Genomic DNA, 22188 nt, shown 5'->3' with positions numbered 1-22188 from the left:
GAAGGTCAGACGCGCTCGACGATGGTGGCGATGCCCATGCCGCCGCCCACGCACAGCGTGGCCAGCCCGTACCGCTTGTCCTGTCGCTCCAGCTCGTCCACCAGCGTGCCGAGGATCATGGCGCCCGTCGCGCCGAGCGGGTGTCCCAGGGCGATGGCGCCGCCGTTGACGTTGACCTTGTCCAGGGACAGGCCCATGTCCTTCGCGAAGCGCAGCACGACCGCGGCGAACGCCTCGTTGATCTCGACCAGGTCGATGTCGTCGATCGTCAGCCCGGCCCTGGCGAGCGCCTTGCGGGTGGCGGGCGCGGGGCCGGTCAGCATGATCGTCGGCTCGGAGCCGGACACCGCCGCCGAGACGATCCGGGCCCGGGGCCGCAGGCCGTAGCGCTCGCCGACCTCCTTCGAGCCGATGGCGACGAGGGCCGCGCCGTCCACGATGCCCGAGGAGTTGCCCGCGTGGTGGACGTGGTCGATCTGCTCGACCCAGTGGTACTTCTGCAGCGCCACCGCGTCGAAGCCGCCGAGCTCGCCGATGTCCGCGAAGGACGGCTTCAGCTTGGCGAGCGAGTCGGCCGTCGTGCCCGGCCGCATGTGCTCGTCGTGGTCGAGGACGACAAGGCCGCTGCGGTCCGTCACCGGGACCACGGACTTCTCGAAGCGCCCGTCTTTCCAGGCGGCCGCGGCCCGCTCCTGGGACAGCGCCGCGTATTCGTCGACGTCCCGCCGGGAGAAGCCCTCGAGGGTGGCGATCAGGTCGGCGCCGATGCCCTGCGGCACGAAGTTGGTGGCCATGTTGGTCATCGGGTCGGCGAACCAGGCGCCGCCGTCGGAGGCCATGGGCACCCGCGACATCGACTCCACGCCGCCCGCCAGCACCAGGTCCTCCCAGCCCGAGCGGATCTTGGCGGCGGCCAGGTTGACGGCCTCCAGGCCGGACGCACAGAAGCGGTTCTCCTGGACGCCGGCCACGGTGTCGGGCAGCCCGGCGGCGATCGCGGCGATGCGGGCGATGTCGGAGCCCTGGTCGCCGACCGGGCCCACGACTCCGAGCACGATGTCGTCGATGGCGGCCGGATCGAGGTCCGGGAACCGCCGCCGGACCTCGTGGATGAGTCCGGTCACCAGGTCGATGGGCTTGGTGCCGTGCAGGGCGCCGTTCGCCTTGCCGCGTCCGCGCGGGGTGCGGATCGCGTCGTACACATACGCTTCGGTGCTCACTGGTACGCCTTTCGGGAGGGTCGGCCGAGCGTGGGACGACCGGAGGTCCTCGTCATGATCCCGGTGATCCGGTCGTGGATGGTCGGGATACGGCCGTCGGTGCCGGCCGGGGGCTCGCTCAGGGGCTCGTACGGGAATTCACTCAGGGGCTCGTACGGGGGCTCGCTCAGGGACTCGTTCCAGGGCGTCATCCGTCGGCCTCCCGTACGAGCCGGGGTACGTCCCAGTCCCGCGCGACCTCCTCGGTGTCGGCGCCGGGCTGTGCCGGTCCGCCGCGTACCGCCGTCGGGGTGACCGAGAAGCGGGGTGCCGGCGCCGGCTGGGTGATGCCGCCGTGGTCGGTGAAGGTGCCGCGGGCGGCGAGATGGGGGTGGGCCGGGGCCTCGCGGAGGGAGAGGACGGGCGCCACACAGGCGTCGGAGCCCTCGAAGCGGGCGGTCCACTCGTCACGGGTGCGTGTCTTGAAACGGGCGGCGACGGCCTCCCGCAGCGCGCCCCAGCGGGCCACGTCCTTGCGCGCCGGCGCCTGGTCGCCGAGGCCCAGAAGATCCATGAACTCCTCGTAGAACTGCGGCTCGAGGGCGCCCACCGCCATGTACCGGCCGTCGGCCGTCTCGTATGTGCCGTAGAAGGGGCAGCCGCCGTCGAGGAGGTTGACGCCGCGGCGGTCCTGCCAACCACCGGCCGCGAGCATGCCGTGGATCATCGAGGCCAGATGCGCGGCCCCGTCGACGATCGCCGCGTCCACGACCTGTCCGGCGCCCGTCGCGCGGGCGTGGTGGAGGGCGGCGAGGACACCGACGACCAGATAGAGCGACCCGCCCGCGTAGTCACCGACGAGGTTGGCGGGGATGGCGGGCGGCGCGTCCGGGGCGCCGATCAGCCCGAGCGTGCCGGTGACCGCGATGTACGCGATGTCGTGCCCGGCGCGCGGGGCCAGTGGGCCCTCCTGGCCCCAGCCGGTCATCCGCCCGTAGACGAGTCTCGGGTTGCGGGCGTGGCAGGTCTCGGGTCCGACGCCCAGGCGCTCGGCCACGCCGGGGCGGTAGCCCTCGATGAGGACGTCGGCGCGCTCCACCAGGTCGAGGACGCTGTCACGGCCGTGCCCGGATTTGAGGTCGACGATCACCGAGCGCTTGTTGCGGTTGGTGACGTCGAAGTCGGGGTTGATCGCGAGGCCCGAGCCGTTCGGCCGCTCGACCCGTACGACATCCGCGCCGAGGTCGGCCAGGAGCATGGCGGCGAACGGGCCGGGGCCGATGCCCGCCAGCTCGACGACACGCACGCCGGTCAGGGGCCCCTGCCCCGGCGATCCTGCCACTGCCATCAGGCCCCCAGCCTCGTGACATCACCGATGTGACACCACCGATGTTAAGAACGTGTTCCAGTGCGGGCAATACCTGGACGAGCAAGCGCTTAGTCGAATGGAATCACGCAACCTCCGGCCGGCCGCCCCGGCCGCCACCCGGATGGGCGAACCACCTGGTCGCGGGCCTCTCACCGACCTCGTCGCTCGATGGCTCGGCTCTCACGCTAGCCTCAGCCACCGACAACGGCACGGGCGGAGAGGTGTCATGGGCAGGCTGAAGACGGAGCGCGCGTACGACGTCGTGCTGTTCGGCGCCACGGGGTTCGTGGGTACGCTCACCGCGTACTACCTCGCCGCGCACGCCCCGGAGGGGCTGCGCTGGGCCCTGGCGGGCCGCAGCACCGGGAAACTGGAGCGACTGCGGGAGCGACTGGCCGGGTCGGCCGAGCCCGGAGTGCTGCGGGCGGATGTCGCGGACCCTCAGTCCCTGCGGGAACTCGCCCGCTCCGCGCGCGTGGTCGCCACCACCGTCGGGCCCTATCTGGAGTACGGCGAGGAACTGGTGGCCGCCTGCGCCGACGCGGGCACCGACTATCTGGACCTCAGCGGCGAGGCCGAGTTCGTCGACCTCGTCTATGTGCGGCACGACGCACGCGCGCGGGAGACGGGGGCACGCCTTGTGCACTCGTGCGGGTTCGACTCCGTTCCGCACGACCTGGGGGCGTACTTCACCGTCCAGCAACTCCCCGAGGGGGTGCCGCTGAGGGTCGACGGATTCGTCCGCGCGGAGGCGATGTTCTCGGGCGGCACATTCGCCTCCGCGCTCGGCCAGATGGCGCGCGGGCCCCAGCTGCTGGCGGCGGCCCGGGACCGCGGACGCCACGAGCCGCGGCTGCTGGGCCGGCGGGCGCAGGCTCCCCTCGGCGCACCGCGGTTCGCGAAGGAGGTCGGTGCCTGGGCGCTGCCGCTGCCCACCGTCGACGCCCAGGTGGTGCGCCGCTCGGCCCGGGTGCTGGAGCGGTACGGGCCCGACTTCCGCTACCGGCACTACGCGGCGGTCGAGACCCTCCCCTACGCGCTGGGCGGGGTCATGGCGGTGGGCGCGCTGTTCACGGCCGCGCAGCTGCCGCCCGCCCGGCGGTGGCTGTCGACCCGGCTGAGGCCCGGGGACGGGCCGGATCCCGAGAAGCGGGCCAGGAGCTGGTTCACGGTGCGGTTCGTGGGCGAGGGCGGGGGGCGGCGCGTGTTCACGGAGGTCGCGGGCGGGGACCCGGGCTATGACGAGACGGCGAAGATGTTCGCCGAGTCGGCCCTGTCGCTCGCGCTCGACGATCTGCCGCCCACCTCCGGCCAGGTGACGACCGCCGAGGCCCTGGGCAACACCCTGATCGAGCGCCTCCGCGCGGCGGGCATCACCTTCCGGGTGGCGGCGCGACAGTAGCGCCGGAGCGTCGGGAGCCCGGCGGCGCGATCAGTCCGGCGTGCCCGCTCGGCCCACCGTCTCCTTCAGGGCGCGGCGGCACAGCGCGTCCGCGCGCCGGGTGGACTCGGGGAGGCGGTACCTGGGTGCCAGCGCGAGGGTGTGGGCGCAGGCGTGGTCGAGGCCGACGCGGTGTCCGACCGAGACGAACACCGGTTTGACGCCCGCCTGGGTGCGCACGGCCCGGCCGACCTCCTCCGCACCGGCGTGGAGGGGGCTCGTGCTGCCGCGCGGCGCGTCCGGCTCCTCGCAGGTGAAGGCGAAGGGGTTCTTGGCCACGCCGATCGTGGGCAGCCCGGTGAGCACGCCGAGGTGGCTCGCCAGTCCGAAGCGGCGCGGATGGGCGAGGCCGTAGCCGTCGCACACCACCAGCCCGGGGTCCTGGTCGAGGGCCTCCAGGGCGGCCAGCACGGTGGGCACCTCGCGGAAGGCGAGCAGGCCGGGCACATAGGGGAAGGAGACCTCGCCGACGGCGGTGGCCTCGGCGAGGACGGCGAGCGTGGCCGCGTCCAGCACGACGGCCGCCGCCGCGACGACGCCGCGCTCGTCGTCGTAGGCGACATCGACCCCGGTCACCCGGCCGGTTCCGGGCGGCGGCCCCGGCTCGCCGAGGACCACCCGGCCGCGCAGTTCGTCCTGTGCGGCCCGGGCTTCCTCTTCGCTCACGGGCCATCCCGCGGGGATGCGTACGATCGTCATGGTGGTGTCGAGCGTACGGTCGCGGCTCGGTGTCACTTGCCCAGCGCACGCTTCAGTTCGCTCTTGTTCATGTCCGAACGCCCTCGGATGTTACGCTGCTTGGCCTCCTCGTAGAGCTGGTCGTAGGTCGGTCCCTGGGAGCCGTGGCCGGAGCGCTGTCCGCCTCGCCTGCCGGACGACATGTCCTCGAGGGACGTGCGGCTCGCGGTCTTGGACTCGCCGGCGCGGGCGCGTTCCTTGTTCACGGTGCGCGCCGCGATCTCCTCGGCGCGATCTCTGCTCTCCCCCCGGTCGAGCGCGCTCTCCTTGATGTGCTCGTACTGACGTTCCCGCTTGGGGCTGGAGCCGCGTGGCATGACCGGTCACTTCCTCTCGGTGCGGATGCCGGCCGAGTACCCCTGTTCTGCGGGGTCACCGTTCAGGGCTGGGCTCCAGACGGGCGGCCCGGCCCTTCTCGCCGGAAGCCCAGCAGGCCCGGTCGGCGGCGCAGTTCACCGTGTCGTACGAACCCGTGTCGACGGTCCTCCAGGTGCGGCCGCCGTCCGTGGTGAGGTCGGTGCCGGACGGGCCGACGGCGAGCGCGGCCGTGCGGCTGTGCGGAAGCCAGGTGACACCGGAGCGGTAGGCCGGCGGGGGCTCGGCGGCGGGCGTCCAGGTGCGGCCGCCGTCCCGGCTGACCGCGGCTGACCGCGGTGACGGCTGGTCGGCGCGGTAGTCGCCGCCGACCGCCAGGCCGTGGGTGCGGTCGCGGAAGGCGAGGGCGAACACACCGCGTGCCGGATCGCCCGCCGGGACCGGGGTGTCCGCGGCCGTCCAGGTCACGCCGCGGTCCGCGGAGTGCAGCACGCGCGCGTGCTCACCGCCGCCCGTGGCGAGCCACACATCGTGCGGCCCCGAGGTGACCAGACACTGGCCACTGGCCGCGAAGCCGGCCTCGCCGTCCTGGGCGGCGGGCATCCCCGCGTCGGGCAGCACCGTCCAGGAGCGGCCGCCGTCGCTGGTGGACAGGAGACGGAACCTGCCGTCGACCGGGTCGCTCACGGCGAGGCCGTGGCGCCGGTCGAAGAAGGCGAGGCAGTCGTAGAAGGCCTTGGCGTCGGTGTTGCGGAACGGCTCGGTCCAGGTCCGCCCGCCGTCGTCGGTGCGCAGCAGCCGGGAGGCCTCGCCCTCGCCGATGGCCAGCACCACCGCGTGCCGGGCGTCGAACGCCTCGACGTCACGGAACTCCAGATCCACACCGCCCGGCGGGGAGACGTTCTGCCAGTGCGCGCCGCCGTCCGTGGTGCGCAGCACGGTGCCCTTGGACCCGGCAAGCCAGGCGGTGTCCCGGCTGACCGCCGACAGCCCGCGGAAGCGGACGTCCGTGCCCGTGTCCTTGAGCTGCCAGTGCGGCACCGGCCGCCGTGCCCCGTGCGCCTGCGCGGGTGCCGCCGACAACGCGGCGAGCGCCGACACACACACTGCCGCGGCCACCGTCCGGCCCGTACGTCCCCTGCTCCCCATGCCCGTCATGGCGCGCGAAGTTAGCCCACCGGCCCGGTGCCGTCCAGATGGCCTCGCCGGGGAACCGAGCATCCGTGCCCGGTGTCCTTTCCGGTGTACCGGGGACCGCAGGACCGTCTCGATCACAACACCCGCCTCAGGCGCATGGTCTCGGTGACAGAGGTCACTCGCTATTCATGTGCACGGATTGGCCGATTCCATCGTCTCTCCAGGTGCCCGGCCCCATCCGCCCAAGTCCGTCCAGCCGTCACAAGGGAGCAAGGCGTTGACCACCCTCATCGAGCAGCCCGTGGAGGCCCGTCTCGTCGCCGCCGCGCCGAGGATGCCCAGCATTCCGGCCATGCTCCACTACGACCGGCGTGACCCGTTCGCCGTCCGTATGACCTTCCCGGCCCCCGCCACCCTGGAGGGCGTCGAGGTCTGCTGGACCTTCGCCCGCGAGCTGCTCGCGGCCGGCCTGGAGGGCCCCGAGGGACACGGCGACGTCCGGGTGCGGCCCTACGGCTACGACCGCACCGTCCTGGAGTTCCACGCCCCGGAGGGCACGGCCGTGGTGCACGTCCATTCCGAGGAGGTCCGGCGTTTCCTGCGGCGGACCACGGAGCTGGTACCGGTCGGTCTGGAGCATCTTCAGGTGGACCTGGACCACGACCTGGCGGAACTGATGCGGGACGCGTGAACTCACCCCGCGGCGGTACCGGGCGCCCCGTGCCGCCCAGGAGAGGTGCCGCGGACGGTGCTCAACGGCACGTGCCCGGCAGGTCGTTCAGCTCGTCCAGTTCGTCCAGTTCGTTCGGCTCGTTCAGTTCCTTCGGCTCGTTCAGTTCCTTCGGCTCGTTCGGCTCGTCGCAGGAGAGTTCACCGGCCGGTGTCCCGCAGGTTCCCGTGCCGGGCGGCTCCCGCGCGGCGCGGAGGACGAGACCATGGACGGCCTGCGCCAGGGGAGTTTTGGCCGACGACGTCCGCGGGCCGGCCCGGCGGATGACCGGGAACGCCGACGGAGCGGCGTACGCCGACGCGGTGTCGGAGTACGCCGCCCTCGGGCGGGACAAGGCGCGGGAGGCGGCCCGCGCCGTCCTGGTGGTTACTTCGGGGCCGGGTTGGACTTCACGGCCGGCCGGAAGTAACCGAGCAGCGTGAGGCCGTGGTGCCGCGCTCAGCCGAACAGCTCGCCGAGCAACTCGGGGCCGAGGGCGATGGGGGTGGGGCGGTAGGCGGGTGGCTGCGCGCCCATCAGCTCGCGCACCAGGAAATCCCAGCAGCGCTTGCGGACGTAGGCCAGGCAGTCGATGAACATGTGCTCCGCCCCCGGCACGATGAGCAGCTCGAATTCCTTGTCGGCGGCGATGAGCCGGTCGGCCAGCCGCAGTGTGTGGGCCGGGTGGACCTGGTCGTCCAGTTCGCCGTGGATGAGCAGGAGCTTGCCCCCCAGTCGGTCCGCGATGTCCACGTTGGAGGTACGGGCCCAGGCCTCGGGGTTGTCCGCGCCGTCGTAGGCCTCCACGAAGGCCTGGTTGAAGAAGCGGGCGTCGTGGTATCCGGACAGGGCGACGCCGGCCTGGTACACCTCGGGGAAGTCCAGCATCGCCCGTGCCGCGGCGAACCCGCCTCCGGAATGGCCGAACGCGCCCACCCGGCCCAGGTCCATCCACGGCCGGGTCTCGGCGAGCTGCCGCAGCGCCGCGGCGTGGTCGGCAAGGCAGCCCGCGTCGGCCAGGCGGCCGTAGGAGGCGTCGTGGAAGGACTTGCTCCGCCCGGGGGTGCCTCGCCCGTCCAGCGCCACCACCACGAAGCCCAGTGCCGCGATGGGTTCCGCGTCAAGGCCCATGCCGCCGGGGTCGAAGCACGGGGCGACCCGGTTGACCTGCGGGCCGGGGTAGATGGTGTCCACGACCGGGTAGCGCTGGGCGGGGTCGAATCCCCGCGGCCGGTACAGCACCCCGTAGATGTCCGTCACCCCGTCGGCCGCCTTGACGCGGAAGCGTTCCGGCGGTGTCCAGCCGATGGCGGTGAGCTTGCTGGTGTCGGCGCGCTCCAGCTCGACCAGCACCCGCCCGGCCCAGTCACGGACTCGGGTCACCGGCGGGGTGTCGACGGCGGACGCGGAGTCGATGAAGTACTCCGGGTCGTCCGGCATGGTGACGACGTGGTCCAGCTCGTCGTCGGTGACCTTGACGAAGCCGGAGCCGTCCAGACCGACCCGGCACACCGTACGCCGGTACGGATCCTCTTCGACCAGCCCGGAGGCGGTGAAGTACACCGCCCGCTCGGCCTCGTCGACACGCAGGATCTGCCGCACCGCCCACTGCCCGGAGGTGACCTGCCCGAGCAGCGCGCCTGTGCGCAGGTCGTACCGGTACAGGTGGCCCCAGCCGTCCGGCTTGTTTCTGACCCGGGAAACGCTACGTTGCATTCATGGATTCAGCAACAAACTCGTTGCACACGACTGAGGTTGATGCAGGTAGAGCCATAACATTCATTGCAATAGACTTGATTTCAACGCAACGTCCGCCACCCTGTTCGTTGCATTGGATTGGGAGTGAACGCTATGCTGGACGCATCAAGGGAGCGTGAAGGGAGATCGCGATGCCGGGAGGCAGGCTCACCCAGCAGGAACGCCAGCAGATCGCGCTGGGGGTGGCCGACGGGCTCGCCTACGCGGAGATCGCCAGACGTCTCGACCGCCCCACCTCGACGATCACGCGTGAGGTGATGCGCAACGGCGGGCCCACCGCCTACCGTGCCGACCTGGCCCACCGCGCCACCGAACGCCGCGCACACCGGCGCAGACGGGCCGCGCCCCGAGGCCCGCAGACTCCCCCGCAGGCCCACGGACGCGACGCCGAGGCCGTGCGCGAGTACGAGGAGATGTTCACCACCCTCCTCATGCAACAGGGCCTGCCCAAGATGATGTCCCGGGTGCTGACCTGCCTCTACACCACCGACGCGGGCAGCCTCACCGCGTCCGAACTCGTCCGGCACCTCCAGGTCAGCCCGGCGTCCGTCTCCAAGGCGATCACGTTCCTCGAAAGCCAGGGCCTCATCCGCCGGGAACGCGACGAGCGCCGCCGCGAGCGCTACGTCGTCGACAACGACGTCTGGTACCAGGGAATGATCGCCAGCGCCCGGTCCAACGCCCAGCTCGCCGAGACCGCGCGGCAGGGCGTCTCCATCCTCGGCCCCGACACCCCGGCCGCCGCCCGCCTCGAGAACATCGCCCGCTTCGTCGACTTCGTCTCCGAGAGCATGGCCCGCGCCGCGGAGCAGGCCCGCGACATCCTCTACACGAAACCCCAAACGACCTCAGGCGGCACCGCCACGCCGAGCTCCGATCGCGGATAGACAGCCGTCCCGGCGGTCACGGCCCGTCGTGCCCGCGCCGGATCCTTCACCCTGAGCCGACCCCGTCGCGATCCCACCGGACCGCCTCGTCACCAGCCGTGCGCACACCGAGCAGGACCTTCCCCAGCGCGGGCACCGCGCCGCTCCCGCGCAGCGTCAGGGCCGCGATCCGCTCCCCATGCCGTTCGCGGTCCGCGGGACTCACCACCGTCGGCACTCCGGCCGCTGCGGCCAGGGCCACGAGGGCCGCGTCCCGCTGGGAGACCTCGGCGACGGGTTCGGGGCCCGTGAGCGTCCGCCGCGTCTGCCGTTGCAGCGCCTCCACCGTCTGCGCCCGCTCCAGCGCGTAGTTCACCGGCCGGAAAATCCCGAACCCCCTCCTGCTGTCGGCGCGCAGAAAGCCCGCGGCGGCGAGCTGCGCGGGGACGGCGTCGAGGGTGACGCCGGCGTAGCACGTCACCCAGGACTCCCAGGGACGGGGCCGGGACTCCATGACGAGTTCGAGGAGTCCGTCCAGGACGGGATCGCCGCTGTGGGCGTCGAGATCGCGCGGGGTGGCCACGCCGTCCACGTCGACGAGCAGCCCGCGCCACGCCAGCTCGGTGAGGGCGCCCGCCCGCACCACAGGGGCGAGCCCGGGACCCCGGCCGGGCCTGCGCCGGCCGGGGTCCCAGGCGAGCAGATACAGGCGGGCGGGCAGCGAGGGGGAGCCGTCGGACACGAGGCCTCCTTGCGCGCGGGTTCGATGCGGAATACGGGTGCCCCGTTCGGACGCGCCTACGAATGCCGGGACGCGAGCGGGGCCGCCATTAATGCGTTGACACCCCTGGGGCCCGTTCCTACCGTGGACCACGGTCCTGTTGCCGTCGATGGGAGAAGGACGTTGCTCGTCTGAGGTTCTGAGACACCGCGTCACACAGCGCTGTTCGCGCCCGTGTGCGTCGCGTGCGACCTCGGCGTACGAGCCGTCCCGTCATCCGGTGCGGGGCCCTTCCCGTGTCCACGGGCCGTCCCCCTGCGGTGTCTCACACGCGTTGCCCCACCCCCTTCGAGCAGTCGCGAGGCCCGCATGTCACACACCCCTGCCATCACCTGCACCGCCCTGTCCTTCTCCTGGCCCGACGGCACGTCCGTCTTCGACGACCTCCAGCTCACCATCGGCTCCGGCCGCACGGGGCTCGTCGGCGTCAACGGAGCGGGCAAGTCCACCCTGCTGAAGCTGATCGCCGGTGAACTCGCCCCCTCCGGCGGCACGGTGCGCGTCACCGGCGAGGTCGGCTGTCTGCCTCAGAACGTCACGCTCGACACCGCGCTGCGCGTGGACGAGGCGCTCGGTATCGCCGCCAAGCGCGCCGCACTGCACGCCATCGAGGCGGGCGATGTGGCTGAGGAACACTTCACGGCCGTAGGCGACGACTGGGACGTGGAGGAGCGCGCCGAGGCGCTGCTCGGCGAACTCGGTCTCGGTCACATCGGCCTGGACCGGACCATCGGAGAGGTCTCCGGCGGCGAGTCCGTCCTGTTGCGGCTGGCCGCGCTGCTGCTGCGCCGCCCCGAGGTGCTCCTGTTGGACGAGCCCACCAACAACCTCGACCTGTATGCGCGCCGACGGTTGTACGCGGCGGTCGAGGCATGGTCGGGGGTGATGGTCGTGGTCAGCCACGACCGTGAACTCCTGGACCTGGTCGACCAGATCGCGGACCTGCGCTCGGGAGAGATCGTCTGGTTCGGCGGCACCTTCTCCGCCTACGAGGAGGCGCTCGCGATCGAGCAGGAGGCGGCCGAGCGCATGGTGCGTGTCGCCGAGGCGGACTTCCGCAAGCAGAAGCGGGAACTGGCCGACGCACAGGTCAAGCTGGCCCGCCGCAAGCGGTACGGCCAGCGGATGTGGGACAGCAAACGCGAACCCAAGATCGTCATGGGAGCGCGCAAGCGGGCGGCTCAGGAGTCCGCGGGCAAGCACCGCATCCTGCACGAGGACCGGCTCGCCGAGGCCAGGGAGCGCCTCGACGAGGCGGCCGGTGCGGTACGGGACGACGACGAGATCCGTGTCGACCTGCCGTACACGGCGGTCCCGCCGGGACGGTCGGTGCTCACGCTGAGGGATCTGGAACTGACGTACGGCGCGCGGGTGGCCGGCAGCCTCGATCTGCACGGTCCCGAGCGGATCGCGCTGATCGGGCGCAACGGCGCGGGCAAGACCACCCTGCTGCGGACGATCGCCGGCGAGCTTGAGCCGATGTCGGGCGAGGTGAGGGCGCATGTGCCGCTGCGCTTCCTGCCACAGCGGCTGGACGTCCTCGACGACGGGCTGACGGTCGCGCAGAACGTGGCGCGGTTCGCGCCGGGCGCCACCGACAACCGGATCCGGGCCCGGCTGGCCCGCTTTCTGTTCCGTGGCGCGCGGGCCGACCAGCCGGCCGGGACCCTGTCCGGCGGCGAACGCTTCCGTGCCGCCCTGGCCGCGCTGATGCTCGCCGAGCCGGCGCCGCAACTGCTGATGCTGGACGAGCCCACCAACAACCTGGACATGGCGAGCGTGCGGCAGCTCACCACGGCCCTGGAGTCGTACGAGGGGGCGCTGATCGTGGCCGGGCACGACATGCCGTTCCTGGAGTCGATCGGCATCACGCGCTGGCTGCTGCTCGACGGCGAACTCACGGAGACCACGCCGGAGGCCGCCGGGCGACCGGGGTAGGGGCGGGGCCGCCGGGCCCGGGTGCGCAGGGACACCGGGCCGTGGGGCCCAGCCCCCGGGGGTGCGGCGCTCCGCACCTCCCCGGGATGTGCGGGGCTCCGAGTCCTCCCCGGCGTGTGCGGGGCTCCGAGTCCTCCCACGCACCGCCACAGGGCGCGCGGGCGCGTGGGCAGGCGCGTAGCCGATGCGTGTGCGGGTGGTGTGCCGGGCAGGAGGAGGTGCGAACCGGGGGCTTTGTGCCCGGGGAACGGCCCCGCATGATGGTGGGCGACACCATCAGCCGAGACGGAGTTCCACGTGCCGAGCAAGAAGGCCCTCGTCCGCCGACCGAGCCCCCGCCTCGCCGAGGGGCTGGTCACGCACGTCCAGCGGGAGAAGGTCGACGTCGACCGTGCTCTGGAGCAGTGGGAGGCGTATACGGAGGCTCTGCGCACGCACGGCTGGGAGACCGTGGAGGTGGAACCCGCGGACGACTGCCCGGACTCGGTGTTCGTCGAGGACGCGGTGGTGATGTACAAGAACGTGGCACTGATAGCCCGGCCCGGCGCCGAGTCCCGGCGCGGGGAGACGGCGGGCGTCGAGGAGGCCGTGGCCCGGCTCGGCTGCTCGGTGAACTGGATCTGGGAGCCGGGCACCCTCGACGGAGGCGACATCCTCAAGGTCGACGACACGATCTACGTCGGCCGCAGCGGCCGTACCAACGGGGCCGCGATCCAGCAGGCGCGCGCGGTCTTCGAACCGCTGGGCGCCCGGGTGGTCGCCGTGCCGGTCACCCGGGTGCTGCACCTGAAGTCGGCGGTCACCGCGCTGCCCGACGGCACCGTCATCGGCCATGTGCCGCTCGTGGACAAGCCGGCGCTGTTCCCGCGCTTCCTGCCGGTGCCGGAGGAGTCCGGTGCGCATGTCGTCCTGCTGGGCGGCGGCAAGCTGCTCATGGCGGACAGCGCCCCGAGGACGGCCGAGTTGCTCGCCGACCTCGGGCACGAGCCGGTCCTCGTGGACATCAGCGAGTTCGAGAAGCTCGAGGGCTGTGTGACATGCCTCTCGGTACGCCTGCGGGGGTTGTACAGCTGACCCGCCGAGCAGACTGTCTCCCCGGCCCCGCGGTCCCCGCTCCCACGGGTCCCCGGCATGCCCGTCGGCAGCCGCGTTCCCCGTCTGACGCCTCATGACGACCCCCGCCGGAGCACGATTTTACAGCGCGCTTAACCTACGGGTTCGTAACCTACGGCCTCGTAGCCTACGATCCCGTAGGTTCCCGGCAGCCCCTCGCCGGATTGTTCAGCGTCCCCTGGAGTTCCCGTGACGATCACCTCCCCCGACCTCGGCAGCCCGTCCGCCTGGACCGACGCCCGGCTGCTGCACGCCCTGGAGGAAGTGGTCGAAAAGGAGTTGAACCGCCATCTGCAGGTCGCCAAGGACTGGATGCCACACGAGTATGTGCCGTGGAGCGAGGCCCGCAACTTCCCCGGCCTCTTCGAGGACGGCACGGCCTGGGAGAAGGAGCAGTCCAAGGTCACCGACATCGGCCGGATCGCGCTGGTCGTCAATCTGCTGACGGAGGACAACCTCCCCAGCTACCACCACGAGATCGCCACCCTCTTCGGACGTGACGGGGCCTGGGGCACCTGGGTGCACCGCTGGACCGCCGAGGAGGGCCGGCACGGCATCGTGATGCGCGACTATCTGCTCGCCTCGCGCGCGGTCGATCCCGACCAGCTGGAGCGGTTCCGCATGGCGCACATGAGCGAGGGCTTCGAGTCGGACAACCGGCACTCGATGCTGCACTCCGTCGCGTACGTCGCCTTCCAGGAGCTGGCCACCCGCATCTCGCACCGCAACACCGGCCACCAGTCCGGCGACCCGGTCTGCGACCGGATGCTCGCCCGTATCGCGACCGACGAGAACCTCCACATGGTCTTCTACCGGAACCTGGTGAAGGCCGCGTTCGAGATAGCGCCGGACCCCACCATGCAGGCCGTCCGGGATGTCGTGGTCAACTTCCGCATGCCGGGCCACGGCATCCCCGGCTTCGAGCGCGCCGCCGCGCAGATGGCGATCGGCGGGGTCTACAACCTGCGCATCCACCACGACGACGTGCTCCAGCCGGTGCTGCGCTTTCTGAAGGTGCTGGAGATCGACGGTCTCGGCCCCGAGGGCCGCCGGGCCCAGGAGGAACTCGGCCTGTACCTGGACGGGCTCAACGCCGAGGCCCTGAAGTTCGACGAGCGGCTGGCGGCGCGCAAGGCTCGCATGGCGGCGCGCGCGGGGGCGTAGCGCGGGTGGCCGGCGCCCGCCGCTCACGATGCCGTGACGTTTCCGCGGCAAACGCCAGGCCGCGCCACCCTTTTGCCCGGGAGCACCATCCCCCAGCATGAATATGCCGGTTGGTGTTCCCGAGGGCATTCACCCCGGCCCAGTCCTTTACTACGCCTGGTCGGGCCGGGTGAGCCCCTGGAGCTGCTCATGACGAATGCGATGTGGACACACGGCGTGGAGTGGCGTGCGACCGCCACGCCGGACCCTCGGGCGGACGAGCGGGCGTGGCTTTCGGGTGACGGAACGGTGCTGATGGAGGCCGGGCACCACTGGGACCTGGTGAGCGTCCCCCGCCAACTCGGCCTGATCACCCTGGACATCCTGTGGTACGACCCGGTGCACACCCCCGGTCCGACGCTGGTGGACTCGGCGGCGCAGCGGGTGGGCTTCCTCGTGCCACCGGATCCCGCCGGCCACTGGTCCGGGGAGGGGGTCCGGCATGTGGGCAGGGGGGCGTGGGTCGCGGTGCCCCCGCCGCACCGGACGGCCCGCTCCCTGGAGTGGATCGTTCCCCCGGACGCGTGCGGGTCCCTGCATCAGCCGCTCCTGCTGCGACTGGCGCTGCGCGAGGCCTACGAGACGCTCGCGATACTCACTCCGCTCGGCGAGGACTAGCGGACCGGTGGCCGGCGAGTCCCGCACGGCTTGGTGAAGATCCCTACACGGCCTCGTAGTGGTGCGCCTCCGCTCCGCGCCACTTCACCCATGCGGGATCGTCGAGCAGGTCCTCGGCATCGGGCAGGCCCGCCCGGCCCAGAAACTCGATCACGTCCTCGTCCGAGAACGCCAGCCCCAGACTCTCCCCGCGCGCGGTCACTCGTCGGCCGCCGGTGCCCGACGGTGGATGAACGATGACAGGAGCCCGTCCGGACATGTCTCCAGCATCGTCCCGCGCGCCCGGACGCGCATCCGGACGGGCCCCGGGCGACGACCGCCGCTCGTATCCGACGACACTCCCACGCCGTCGCACCTGACGGCACCCGCGCGCCGCCCGGCGGGCCGGTCCGCCGTCTCCCACGACGGTCCGGCCGGCCCTCAACCGTTGTTCTCCCGCCCCCGCCGCAGATGCAGCCGCTCCTTCTCGGACAGCCCGCCCCAGACTCCGAACCGCTCGTCATGGGCGAGCGCGTACTCGAGACACGCGGAACGGATCGCGCACAGTCCACAGATCCGCTTGGCCTCCCGCACCGAACTGCCCGGCTCCGGGAAGAAGAAATCGGCCCCCGTCTGCGCGCACAGCGCCTGCTCCTGCCAGGCGATGTCGGACGCAGTGCTCGCTTCGATGTGCATGGCCGAGAGCGTGTCGCGCCGCGAAAAACGTCTGATCAACGCGCGATCAACGCTTGTCCCCGGGGCCCCGTCCACGGCTCCCATGGTGGCCTCGCCGAAGGGGGCGACGCACGGCGGCGCGCGGCATCGTGCGCGAGCAAAGGGCCGCCACGCAAACCCACTCTACCGGTCACCGACCGTCACCGGGACCGAACCCGCAACTGCGGCGGCAATTGTCAGTGGGCGGTGCAAGACTCGGCAGTGCAGGCACCGGGGACCCTCGAAGGAGGGCAGTCATGCTCACCACCCGCTTCGTCGACGGCGTCCCGAACTGGCTGGATGTCGGCACCCCGGACATCGACGGCGCCGTCTCCTTCTACGGCGGCCTCTTCGGCTGGCAGTTCGAGTCGGCGGGCCCCGAGGCCGGGGAGTACGGCTTCTTCCAGCTCTCCGGCAGGACGGCGGCCGGCGGTATGGAGATCACCGAGGAGCAGGGGCCGCCCTCCTGGACCATCTACTTCCAGAGCTCCGACGCGGAGGCCACGGTGAAGGCGGCCGAGCAGGCCGGTGGGAGTGTGCGTGTCCAGCCCATGGATGTCATGGGCGAGGGCCACATGGCCATTCTCGCCGACCCCGCGGGCGTGCCTTTCGGCATCTGGCAGCCGGCGCGGACCAAGGGCATCGAGGTGGCCGGTTCCCCCGGGGCGCTGTGCTGGGTCGAGCTGTACACCCCGGACATCGCCCGCGCCGCCGCGTTCTACCACCGGGTGCTCGGCTGGGAGACCGAGGGCGTGCCCTTCCCCGGCGGCACCTACACCTGCATCACTCCCGAGGGCGCGGACGCGGACACCATGTTCGGCGGCCTCGTACCGCTGGCCGACGATCCCCTGGAAGCGGGGTCCGACGCCCACTGGCTGCCGTACTTCGCCGTCACGGACGCGGACGCGACGGCGAGCAGGGCCCTGGAGCTCGGCGGCACGGTCCGGATGCCGGCGACGGACCTCGAAGGGGTGGGCCGTGTCGCCAGGCTCACCGACCCCTACGGAGCGCACTTCGCGGTGCTGAAGAGCGCCCCTCGACAGCAGGGCTGATCCTGCCGGGGCGGGCCGGGTCGGGTGTGAACGCCCGGGACCACCGCCCAAGCGCCAGGGACGGGCGGGGCCCCAACGCCGCATGTGTTTCACGGGAGTTGCCATCACTTCTTGAACACATAAAATTTTCGAGAGCGCTCTCAGTCATAACCCTTGACGCCTCAACGTCCTCTGGGAACAGTGGAGCGCACCGCAGGGACCCCCTCCCCCCGACCGTCCCTGCGGTCCTCACCCCCACACCTCCGGGAGACGACCGGTGATATCGCGTCGAGTGTTTCTGACCGGAGCCGCCACAGCCGCGGCCTCCGGGGTCCTCGCCTCCAAGGCCGCCCAGGCGGCCCCCGCCACCTGCCAACTCGCCCTGAGCAACGCCTCGTTGCCGGGCACCGTCCGCGCCTATGTGACCGGGCACGAGCAGTCGACGGGCGGATGGCTGCTCCTTCGGGCGGACGGCAGTGTCTACCGCCCGAGTTCGCCCCCCGCGCCCGGGACCCCGCTGCCCGTCGACTGCGCCATCCCGCTGGGCCCCGCGGGCTCGTCCCCGAAGGTGCTGACCCTGCCTCAGATGTACGGCGCCCGGATCTACTTCGTCCGCGACGACACCCTCACCTTCTTCCTCAACCCGGGCCCCGCCCTGGTCGAGCCGGCGTTCGCGACGCCCGCGGATCCCAACTACGGCAAGACATGGTCGTTCTGCGAGTTCACCTTCAACTCCAGCCAGCTCTACGCCAACATCAGCTATGTCGACCTGGTCACCGCGCTCCCGATCGGGCTCACCCTGGAGGGCGACGCCACGCACACGGTCGCACCGCTGCCGAACGGAGCGGTGGACCGGATCGCCTCGGACCTGACGGCCCAGGCCGCGAAGGACGGACAGCCCTGGGATCGGCTCGTGGTCCGTGGCTCCGACGGGAAGGTGCTCCGGGTCATCTCCCCGCAGAGCCTGATGGCGCCGTACTTCGACCAGCCCGACAGGATGCCCTTCCGCGACCTGTGGACCGCCTACGTCGACCAGGTCTGGCAGAAGTACCGCGGCACCGATCTGCGCATCGATCTGCAGGGCGGCAGGGGCGTGTTCACCGGACGGGTCAGCGGGGACACCCTCACCTTCACCGGCGGGCACAGCTTCGCCAAGCCCACCTCGCGTGACATCTTCACCTGCAATCACGGTCCCTTCGCCAACAACCCGGGCGACCCGGACGACCGCAAGGCGCTGCTCGCCCGCCTCGCCGCCGGCTTCAACCGCTCGCTCATGCTCACTCACCCCGACCAGCCGGGCGGCGTGAGCGCCGCCGACTACTACCAGAGCCCGGTGACCAACCACTGGGCGCGGGTCGTGCACGCGAACACTCCGATCGGATACGCGTTCCCCTACGACGACGTGCGCCCGGACGGCCAGCCGGATGTGTCGGGGGCGGCGTACGACGGCAACCCGAGGCGCTTCACGGTGACCGTGGGCGCGTGACGCCCGATCCGCGCGCCGCTCGCAACCGTCCTGCCCCCGCAAGCCGATGCCGGCCCGCCCTCACGCGGACGCGCGCCGTACCAGGGTCGTCGGCAGCACCACACTGGACGGCGTTTCCCCCTCGACGGGCGCGCCGCCCGGGTCCGGCGCGCCACCGCGCCGGTCCACTGCGCACAGCAGCAGCCGCGCCATCAGCCGCCCCATCCCCTCTGTGTCCTGACGGATCGTCGTAAGGGGCGGGTCGGAATGCTCCGCGACCGGCAGCATGTCGTCGAAGCCGATGACGGCGACGTCGTCGGGCACCCGCCGCCCCCGCGCGCGCAGCACACGGAGGGCGCCGGACGCGCTCAGGTCGTTCGCGGCGAACACGGCGTCCAGGTCCGGGCAGTCCTCCAGCAGCCGGCGCATGGCGCGTTCGCCGCCGGCCGGGGTGAAGTCCCCTTCGGCGATCAGCCGCGGGTCGGCGTCGACCATGACGTCCCGGAACCCGTCGAGCCGGTCCACCGCGGACGTCTGGTCGAGCGCCCCGGTGATGTGGGCGATGCGGCGTCGGCCGAGGCCCACGAGATGGCGTACGGCCTCACGGGCCCCGCCGCGGTTGTCACTGTCCACGTACACGGCGCCGCCCGTGCCGTCACCCCAGCCGGGCCGCCCGCCGAACACCGTCGGGACCCCGGCACGCCGGACCAGCTCGGGCAGCGGGTCCTCCAGATGCAGCGAGAAGACGAGGGCGCCGTCGACATGGCCGCCGGCGAGATACCGGCCGACCCGGGCGTGGTCGGCGCGTCCCTCGGTCAGCAGCAGCACGAGCTGGGAGTCGTGCGCCGTCAGCTCCTTGCTGATACCGCGCAGTTGCAGGGCGAAGAAGGGGTCGGCGAAGACCCGGGTCTCGGGTTCGGCGATCACGACGGCGATCGCGTCGTGCCGTCTGGTCACCAGGCTCCGCGCGGCCTGGTTCGGAACATACCCGAGTTCCTCGACGGCCCGGCGCACGCGCTCGACGAGGGGCCGGCGCACGCCGTCCCCGCCGTTGACGACCCGGGACACGGTGGCCCGCGAGACCCCGGCCCGGGCGGCCACGGCCTCCAGGGTGGGACGCGGCGCGGACTCGGTCACGTGGTGCCCCCTCCCTCGGCGGTCGCGGATCAGGATAGCCCGCGCCGCTCCGCCCGCTGAGGGCGCTCTTCGCCGGGCACGGCCGGTACCGCCCAGCCCTCCGGAGCCCTCTAGTGCTGGTGCTCCTCATAGGTCGGAATCGTTCCGTCCGGGTTCTTCACCAGGAACAGCCCGGCCATGCCCTTGTCGGCGTGGTGCTGCACGTGGCAGTGGTACATCCACGCCCCCGGCCCGACGCCCTCCCCCGCGATGACCTGGAAGCCGAACGAGTCTCCGGGGCCCACGGCCCTGTTGTCGATGATCGGGCTCGGATCGTTGGGTCCGTTCAGCAGACCGGTGCGGTTGTGTGCCCAACGATGGCCGTGCATATGGAAGGTGTGGAAGGCGTCGCCGTGCGTGATCATCACAAACTCGACGCGGTCCCCGAGCGTCGCCGTGAAGTCGGGGCCGGAGCGCGAGGTGCGGTTGTTGATCATGGTCTCGTTGAAGACGATCGTATGCGTCCTGAGGGGGAGGATGTCGCCCGCGCGGCGCACGATCACCGGCCCGTACAGGCCCCTGCGGATACCGCCGGTGCCGTGGTCCGAGCCGACGATGTGGTCGTGGTAGTGCCAGTAGCCCGCGCTGCCCTCCCGCCAGGAGCCGTCCGCACGGCGGCCGGGGGTGTGGGTGTGCCAGACATAGGTGCGGGTGCCGCCCGGCCGTACCGCGCTCCGGCTCCAGCGGGTTCCGTCCTGGGAGATCTGGTAGTCCAGGCCGTGCACATGCAGGCTCACCGAGACATCCATCGTGTTCACGAAGTGGATGTACAGCGTGTCCCCCTCGATCAGCTCGATCAGCGGACCGGGGATGGTGGCCTTCCCCGGTTGCAGGCCGTAGCCCATCTGCCCGTCGGGCAACCTCTCGGCGTACAGCGTGATGTGCCTGACCCTGCCTCCGGGGGACGCCGTACGCAGCGGCGTACCGGCGGCCTCCGGGGTCACGGAGAGCGATGTCGCAACGGCCGCACTACCCAGCAGCATCCGGCGATTGAAGCTGCGTCTGTCCATGCCGGACTCCCCATCCTGTACCGATTTCACGGAGAAGAGCCGCCGGGACACACCTGAACGGTAGCGGCATGAAGGGATCTTATCCTCATTGAGGACAAATACCTTGCATTTCCCGCATATCAGCACTTGTCCTATGTCGGCTGGGTGCCGTCCCGCCGGGCCCGGCTCGGCTGGACCCGCTTCGGCTCGCCCGGCATCTTCGGATACTCCGGCGGATAGGGCAGATCACCGAGGCCGTGGTCGTGTTCGTCCTGGCGGGCCAGATCGAGGAGCGCCTCCAGGGAGAAGGCATGGTCGTCCATGTCCGCGTGGACATCACCGAGGCGCGCGAACCGCTCCGGCATGGTCGCCAGGTCGAAGTCCTCGGGCACCGCGTCGGGGAGCTCCTCCCAGCGCAGCGGCGCGGACACCGGGGCGTGCGGCCGGGGGCGTACGGAATAGGCGGAGGCGATGGTGCGGTCGCGCGCCGTCTGGTTGTAGTCGAGAAAGATCTTCTGGCCCCGCTCCTCCTTCCACCAGGCGATGGTCACGTGCCGGGGCATCCGGCGCTCCAGCTCGCGCCCCACGGCGATGGCGGCGCGGCGCACCACGGTGAAGGTCCAGCGCGGTTCGATGGGCACGAAAACGTGCAGCCCCCGGCCGCCGGAGGTCTTGGGCCAGCCGCGCAGCCCGCCGAACTCGTCGAGGACGGCGCGCAGTTCATGGGCGGCGCGCACCGCATCGGCGTAGTCGGTGCCGGGCTGCGGGTCGAGGTCGATGCGGAGTTCGTCGGGGTGGTCGACGTCGTCGCGGCGCACCGGCCACGGATGGAAGGTGAGCGTGCCGTACTGCGCGGCCCACACCACGGCGGCGACTTCGGTGGGGCACATCTCGTCGGCGCTGCGGCCGCTCGGAAAGGTGATGTGGGCGGTGGGGATCCAGTCGGGCATGTTCTTGGGCGCCCGCTTCTGGAAGAAGGATTCGCCGGTCACGCCGTCCGGGTAGCGCTCCAGCGTGGTGGGCCGGTCACGCAGCGCGCGCAGAATGCCGGGGCCGACGGCCAGGTAGTACTGCGCGAGGTCCAGCTTGGTGAAGCCGCGCTCCGGGAAGAAGACCTTGCCCGGACTGGACAACCGTACGGTCCGACCGGCCACCTCCAGCTCCACCGCATCACCCATGCGAGCCACGGTAGGCGCACGGGACACACCCCGCATACCGGGCTTCTCGTATCGGTGTCCGGATCGGTGCGTCGTCGTTTCGGGGGCGGGGCCGAGGGGGACTCGGACGGCACGCCTCCGGAGCGCCGGGCTCCGCCTGACGGCCCGGCGGCGGAGCCACCCGAGCTGAACCGGGTGAACGGCCCACAGCACCATGCCGGAGCCACGGACCCCGTCGCACGGACTCGCGGGAGCCAGGCTCTCCGCGCCGTCTCCAATCACCGCCGCGCTGCGGTCATGCCGCGCGGCACCCAAGGGAGCAATTATGAAGGCAGCGGTATATGAAGGCCCGCGAACGGTCGCCGTGAAGGACGTACCGGACGCGAAGATCGAACATCCCTGCGACATCATCGTCAAGATCACCACCACCAACATCTGCGGTTCGGACCTGCACATGTACGAGGGCCGCACCTCGTTCGAGCCCGGCCGCAC

The 22188-nt window shown here is 71.6% G+C and carries 23 protein-coding genes and 1 pseudogene; 10 read left to right on the top strand and 14 right to left on the bottom strand.

Annotated elements, in window-relative coordinates; genetic code table 11:
* Positions 1-5: 5 nt before the first annotated feature.
* From ACIP94_RS36140 to ACIP94_RS36130, 3 genes are read right to left on the bottom strand one after another with little or no spacing between them, the layout of a single operon-like run.
* A complete protein-coding gene (locus tag ACIP94_RS36140; RefSeq protein WP_402435621.1) occupies positions 6-1220 on the bottom strand; it encodes an acetyl-CoA C-acetyltransferase in 1215 nt (404 codons plus the stop codon).
* On the bottom strand, positions 1217-1411 hold the full coding sequence (locus tag ACIP94_RS36135; protein ID WP_402435618.1) for a hypothetical protein: 195 nt from the start codon (positions 1409-1411) through the stop codon (positions 1217-1219). Before ACIP94_RS36135 ends, ACIP94_RS36140 begins: the two co-directional genes overlap by 4 nt.
* Complete coding sequence (locus ACIP94_RS36130; protein ID WP_402435615.1) at positions 1408-2547, bottom strand: CaiB/BaiF CoA transferase family protein; 1140 nt, start codon at positions 2545-2547, stop codon at positions 1408-1410. Before ACIP94_RS36130 ends, ACIP94_RS36135 begins: the two co-directional genes overlap by 4 nt.
* Positions 2548-2794: 247 nt before the next feature.
* Here ACIP94_RS36130 and ACIP94_RS36125 point away from each other — a divergent pair, with 247 nt between their 5' ends.
* Positions 2795-3970, top strand: coding sequence for a saccharopine dehydrogenase family protein (locus ACIP94_RS36125; protein ID WP_402435612.1), 1176 nt, complete (start codon positions 2795-2797; stop codon positions 3968-3970).
* Between the two features lie 30 nt (positions 3971-4000).
* On the opposite strand, the gene ACIP94_RS36120 is transcribed toward ACIP94_RS36125, so the two are convergent.
* The 3 genes from ACIP94_RS36120 to ACIP94_RS36110 are packed head-to-tail and all read right to left on the bottom strand — an operon-like array spanning position 4001 to position 6211.
* On the bottom strand, positions 4001-4708 hold the full coding sequence (locus ACIP94_RS36120) for an endonuclease V (protein ID WP_402435610.1): 708 nt from the start codon (positions 4706-4708) through the stop codon (positions 4001-4003).
* 32 nt (positions 4709-4740) lie between these two features.
* Positions 4741-5064, bottom strand: coding sequence for a plasmid stabilization protein (locus ACIP94_RS36115; protein WP_402435607.1), 324 nt, complete (start codon positions 5062-5064; stop codon positions 4741-4743).
* A 55-nt stretch (positions 5065-5119) separates the two neighbouring features.
* The gene (locus tag ACIP94_RS36110) at positions 5120-6211 is read right to left on the bottom strand and encodes a WD40/YVTN/BNR-like repeat-containing protein (protein ID WP_402435604.1); all 1092 of its coding nucleotides are present in this window, start codon (positions 6209-6211) and stop codon (positions 5120-5122) included.
* A gap of 265 nt (positions 6212-6476) precedes the next feature.
* On the opposite strand from ACIP94_RS36110, the gene ACIP94_RS36105 reads away from it, so the two are divergent.
* Positions 6477-6890: an SsgA family sporulation/cell division regulator gene (locus ACIP94_RS36105; protein ID WP_402435601.1), complete on the top strand. Its 414-nt coding sequence runs from the start codon at positions 6477-6479 to the stop codon at positions 6888-6890.
* Positions 6891-6951: 61 nt separating this feature from the next.
* Here ACIP94_RS36105 and ACIP94_RS36100 read toward each other — a convergent pair whose 3' ends face one another.
* Both ACIP94_RS36100 and ACIP94_RS36095 read right to left on the bottom strand, forming a co-directional pair.
* Complete coding sequence (locus ACIP94_RS36100) at positions 6952-7263, bottom strand: hypothetical protein (RefSeq protein WP_402435598.1); 312 nt, start codon at positions 7261-7263, stop codon at positions 6952-6954.
* Positions 7264-7367: 104 nt separating this feature from the next.
* A complete protein-coding gene (locus ACIP94_RS36095; RefSeq protein WP_402435595.1) occupies positions 7368-8624 on the bottom strand; it encodes a prolyl oligopeptidase family serine peptidase in 1257 nt (418 codons plus the stop codon).
* Between the two features lie 173 nt (positions 8625-8797).
* On the opposite strand from ACIP94_RS36095, the gene ACIP94_RS36090 reads away from it, so the two are divergent.
* Positions 8798-9553: a helix-turn-helix domain-containing protein gene (locus ACIP94_RS36090; RefSeq protein ID WP_402435590.1), complete on the top strand. Its 756-nt coding sequence runs from the start codon at positions 8798-8800 to the stop codon at positions 9551-9553.
* Between the two features lie 46 nt (positions 9554-9599).
* Here the strand turns inward: ACIP94_RS36090 and ACIP94_RS36085 are convergent, their stop codons facing one another.
* Positions 9600-10274 carry a GPP34 family phosphoprotein gene (locus ACIP94_RS36085; protein WP_402435588.1) on the bottom strand — a complete coding sequence of 225 codons (675 nt, stop codon included), beginning with the start codon at positions 10272-10274 and terminating at the stop codon, positions 9600-9602.
* A 348-nt stretch (positions 10275-10622) separates the two neighbouring features.
* Between ACIP94_RS36085 and ACIP94_RS36080 the strand changes: the two genes are divergently transcribed.
* The 4 genes from ACIP94_RS36080 (at position 10623) to ACIP94_RS36065 (ending at position 15185) form a co-directional block, all read left to right on the top strand.
* Positions 10623-12251, top strand: a complete 1629-nt coding sequence (locus ACIP94_RS36080; protein WP_402435585.1) for an ABC-F family ATP-binding cassette domain-containing protein — start codon at positions 10623-10625, stop codon at positions 12249-12251.
* 297 nt (positions 12252-12548) lie between these two features.
* Positions 12549-13325: a dimethylargininase gene (gene ddaH / locus ACIP94_RS36075; RefSeq protein ID WP_402435582.1), complete on the top strand. Its 777-nt coding sequence runs from the start codon at positions 12549-12551 to the stop codon at positions 13323-13325.
* A 228-nt stretch (positions 13326-13553) separates the two neighbouring features.
* Positions 13554-14528, top strand: a complete 975-nt coding sequence (locus tag ACIP94_RS36070; RefSeq protein ID WP_402435579.1) for an acyl-ACP desaturase — start codon at positions 13554-13556, stop codon at positions 14526-14528.
* Positions 14529-14717: 189 nt separating this feature from the next.
* The gene (locus ACIP94_RS36065; RefSeq protein WP_402435576.1) at positions 14718-15185 is read left to right on the top strand and encodes a hypothetical protein; all 468 of its coding nucleotides are present in this window, start codon (positions 14718-14720) and stop codon (positions 15183-15185) included.
* Positions 15186-15228: 43 nt separating this feature from the next.
* On the opposite strand, the gene ACIP94_RS36060 is transcribed toward ACIP94_RS36065, so the two are convergent.
* Together ACIP94_RS36060 and ACIP94_RS36055 are read right to left on the bottom strand one after the other, a co-directional pair.
* Positions 15229-15444, bottom strand: a complete 216-nt coding sequence (locus ACIP94_RS36060) for a hypothetical protein (protein WP_311694183.1) — start codon at positions 15442-15444, stop codon at positions 15229-15231.
* Between the two features lie 161 nt (positions 15445-15605).
* Positions 15606-15860, bottom strand: coding sequence for a WhiB family transcriptional regulator (locus ACIP94_RS36055; protein WP_402435573.1), 255 nt, complete (start codon positions 15858-15860; stop codon positions 15606-15608).
* Between the two features lie 275 nt (positions 15861-16135).
* Between ACIP94_RS36055 and ACIP94_RS36050 the strand changes: the two genes are divergently transcribed.
* Entirely contained in the window at positions 16136-16930 is a 795-nt protein-coding gene (locus ACIP94_RS36050) for a VOC family protein (protein ID WP_402435570.1), read from the top strand.
* 256 nt (positions 16931-17186) lie between these two features.
* Positions 17187-18395: a glycoside hydrolase family 64 protein gene (locus tag ACIP94_RS36045; RefSeq protein WP_402435567.1), complete on the top strand. Its 1209-nt coding sequence runs from the start codon at positions 17187-17189 to the stop codon at positions 18393-18395.
* A 60-nt stretch (positions 18396-18455) separates the two neighbouring features.
* On the opposite strand, the gene ACIP94_RS36040 is transcribed toward ACIP94_RS36045, so the two are convergent.
* The 3 genes from ACIP94_RS36040 to ligD all read right to left on the bottom strand — a co-directional run bounded on the left by ACIP94_RS36040 (position 18456) and on the right by ligD (position 21717).
* On the bottom strand, positions 18456-19511 hold the full coding sequence (locus ACIP94_RS36040; protein WP_402435564.1) for a LacI family DNA-binding transcriptional regulator: 1056 nt from the start codon (positions 19509-19511) through the stop codon (positions 18456-18458).
* Between the two features lie 110 nt (positions 19512-19621).
* Entirely contained in the window at positions 19622-20560 is a 939-nt protein-coding gene (locus tag ACIP94_RS36035; protein ID WP_402435561.1) for a multicopper oxidase domain-containing protein, read from the bottom strand.
* A gap of 131 nt (positions 20561-20691) precedes the next feature.
* On the bottom strand, positions 20692-21717 hold the full coding sequence (ligD, locus tag ACIP94_RS36030) for a non-homologous end-joining DNA ligase (RefSeq protein ID WP_402435558.1): 1026 nt from the start codon (positions 21715-21717) through the stop codon (positions 20692-20694).
* A gap of 304 nt (positions 21718-22021) precedes the next feature.
* On the opposite strand from ligD, the pseudogene ACIP94_RS36025 reads away from it, so the two are divergent.
* Positions 22022-22188: pseudogene (locus tag ACIP94_RS36025) on the top strand (aldehyde dehydrogenase); the annotation flags it as partial.

This window comes from Streptomyces sp. NPDC093261, assembly GCF_044753645.1.
Classification (GTDB): Bacteria; Actinomycetota; Actinomycetes; order Streptomycetales; family Streptomycetaceae; genus Streptomyces.
Note: the sequence above shows the minus strand (reverse complement) of the source record. Positions and strands in the feature narration are given on the sequence as shown.

Bases quoted from the DNA above. Each gene is read 5' to 3' on its own strand.
- ACIP94_RS36060 (WP_311694183.1), bottom strand. From the start codon at position 15,444: ATGTCCGGACGGGCTCCTGTCATCGTTCATCCACCGTCGGGCACCGGC.
- ACIP94_RS36065 (WP_402435576.1), top strand. From the start codon at position 14,718: ATGACGAATGCGATGTGGACACACGGCGTGGAGTGGCGTGCGACCGCC.
- ACIP94_RS36035 (WP_402435561.1), bottom strand. From the start codon at position 20,560: ATGGACAGACGCAGCTTCAATCGCCGGATGCTGCTGGGTAGTGCGGCC.
- ligD (WP_402435558.1), bottom strand. From the start codon at position 21,717: ATGGGTGATGCGGTGGAGCTGGAGGTGGCCGGTCGGACCGTACGGTTG.
- ACIP94_RS36130 (WP_402435615.1), bottom strand. From the start codon at position 2,547: ATGGCAGTGGCAGGATCGCCGGGGCAGGGGCCCCTGACCGGCGTGCGT.
- ACIP94_RS36080 (WP_402435585.1), top strand. From the start codon at position 10,623: ATGTCACACACCCCTGCCATCACCTGCACCGCCCTGTCCTTCTCCTGG.
- ACIP94_RS36050 (WP_402435570.1), top strand. From the start codon at position 16,136: ATGCTCACCACCCGCTTCGTCGACGGCGTCCCGAACTGGCTGGATGTC.
- ACIP94_RS36090 (WP_402435590.1), top strand. From the start codon at position 8,798: ATGCCGGGAGGCAGGCTCACCCAGCAGGAACGCCAGCAGATCGCGCTG.
- ACIP94_RS36055 (WP_402435573.1), bottom strand. From the start codon at position 15,860: ATGCACATCGAAGCGAGCACTGCGTCCGACATCGCCTGGCAGGAGCAG.
- ACIP94_RS36125 (WP_402435612.1), top strand. From the start codon at position 2,795: ATGGGCAGGCTGAAGACGGAGCGCGCGTACGACGTCGTGCTGTTCGGC.
- ACIP94_RS36095 (WP_402435595.1), bottom strand. From the start codon at position 8,624: ATGCAACGTAGCGTTTCCCGGGTCAGAAACAAGCCGGACGGCTGGGGC.
- ACIP94_RS36135 (WP_402435618.1), bottom strand. From the start codon at position 1,411: ATGACGCCCTGGAACGAGTCCCTGAGCGAGCCCCCGTACGAGCCCCTG.
- ACIP94_RS36120 (WP_402435610.1), bottom strand. From the start codon at position 4,708: ATGACGATCGTACGCATCCCCGCGGGATGGCCCGTGAGCGAAGAGGAA.
- ACIP94_RS36115 (WP_402435607.1), bottom strand. From the start codon at position 5,064: ATGCCACGCGGCTCCAGCCCCAAGCGGGAACGTCAGTACGAGCACATC.
- ACIP94_RS36110 (WP_402435604.1), bottom strand. From the start codon at position 6,211: ATGGGGAGCAGGGGACGTACGGGCCGGACGGTGGCCGCGGCAGTGTGT.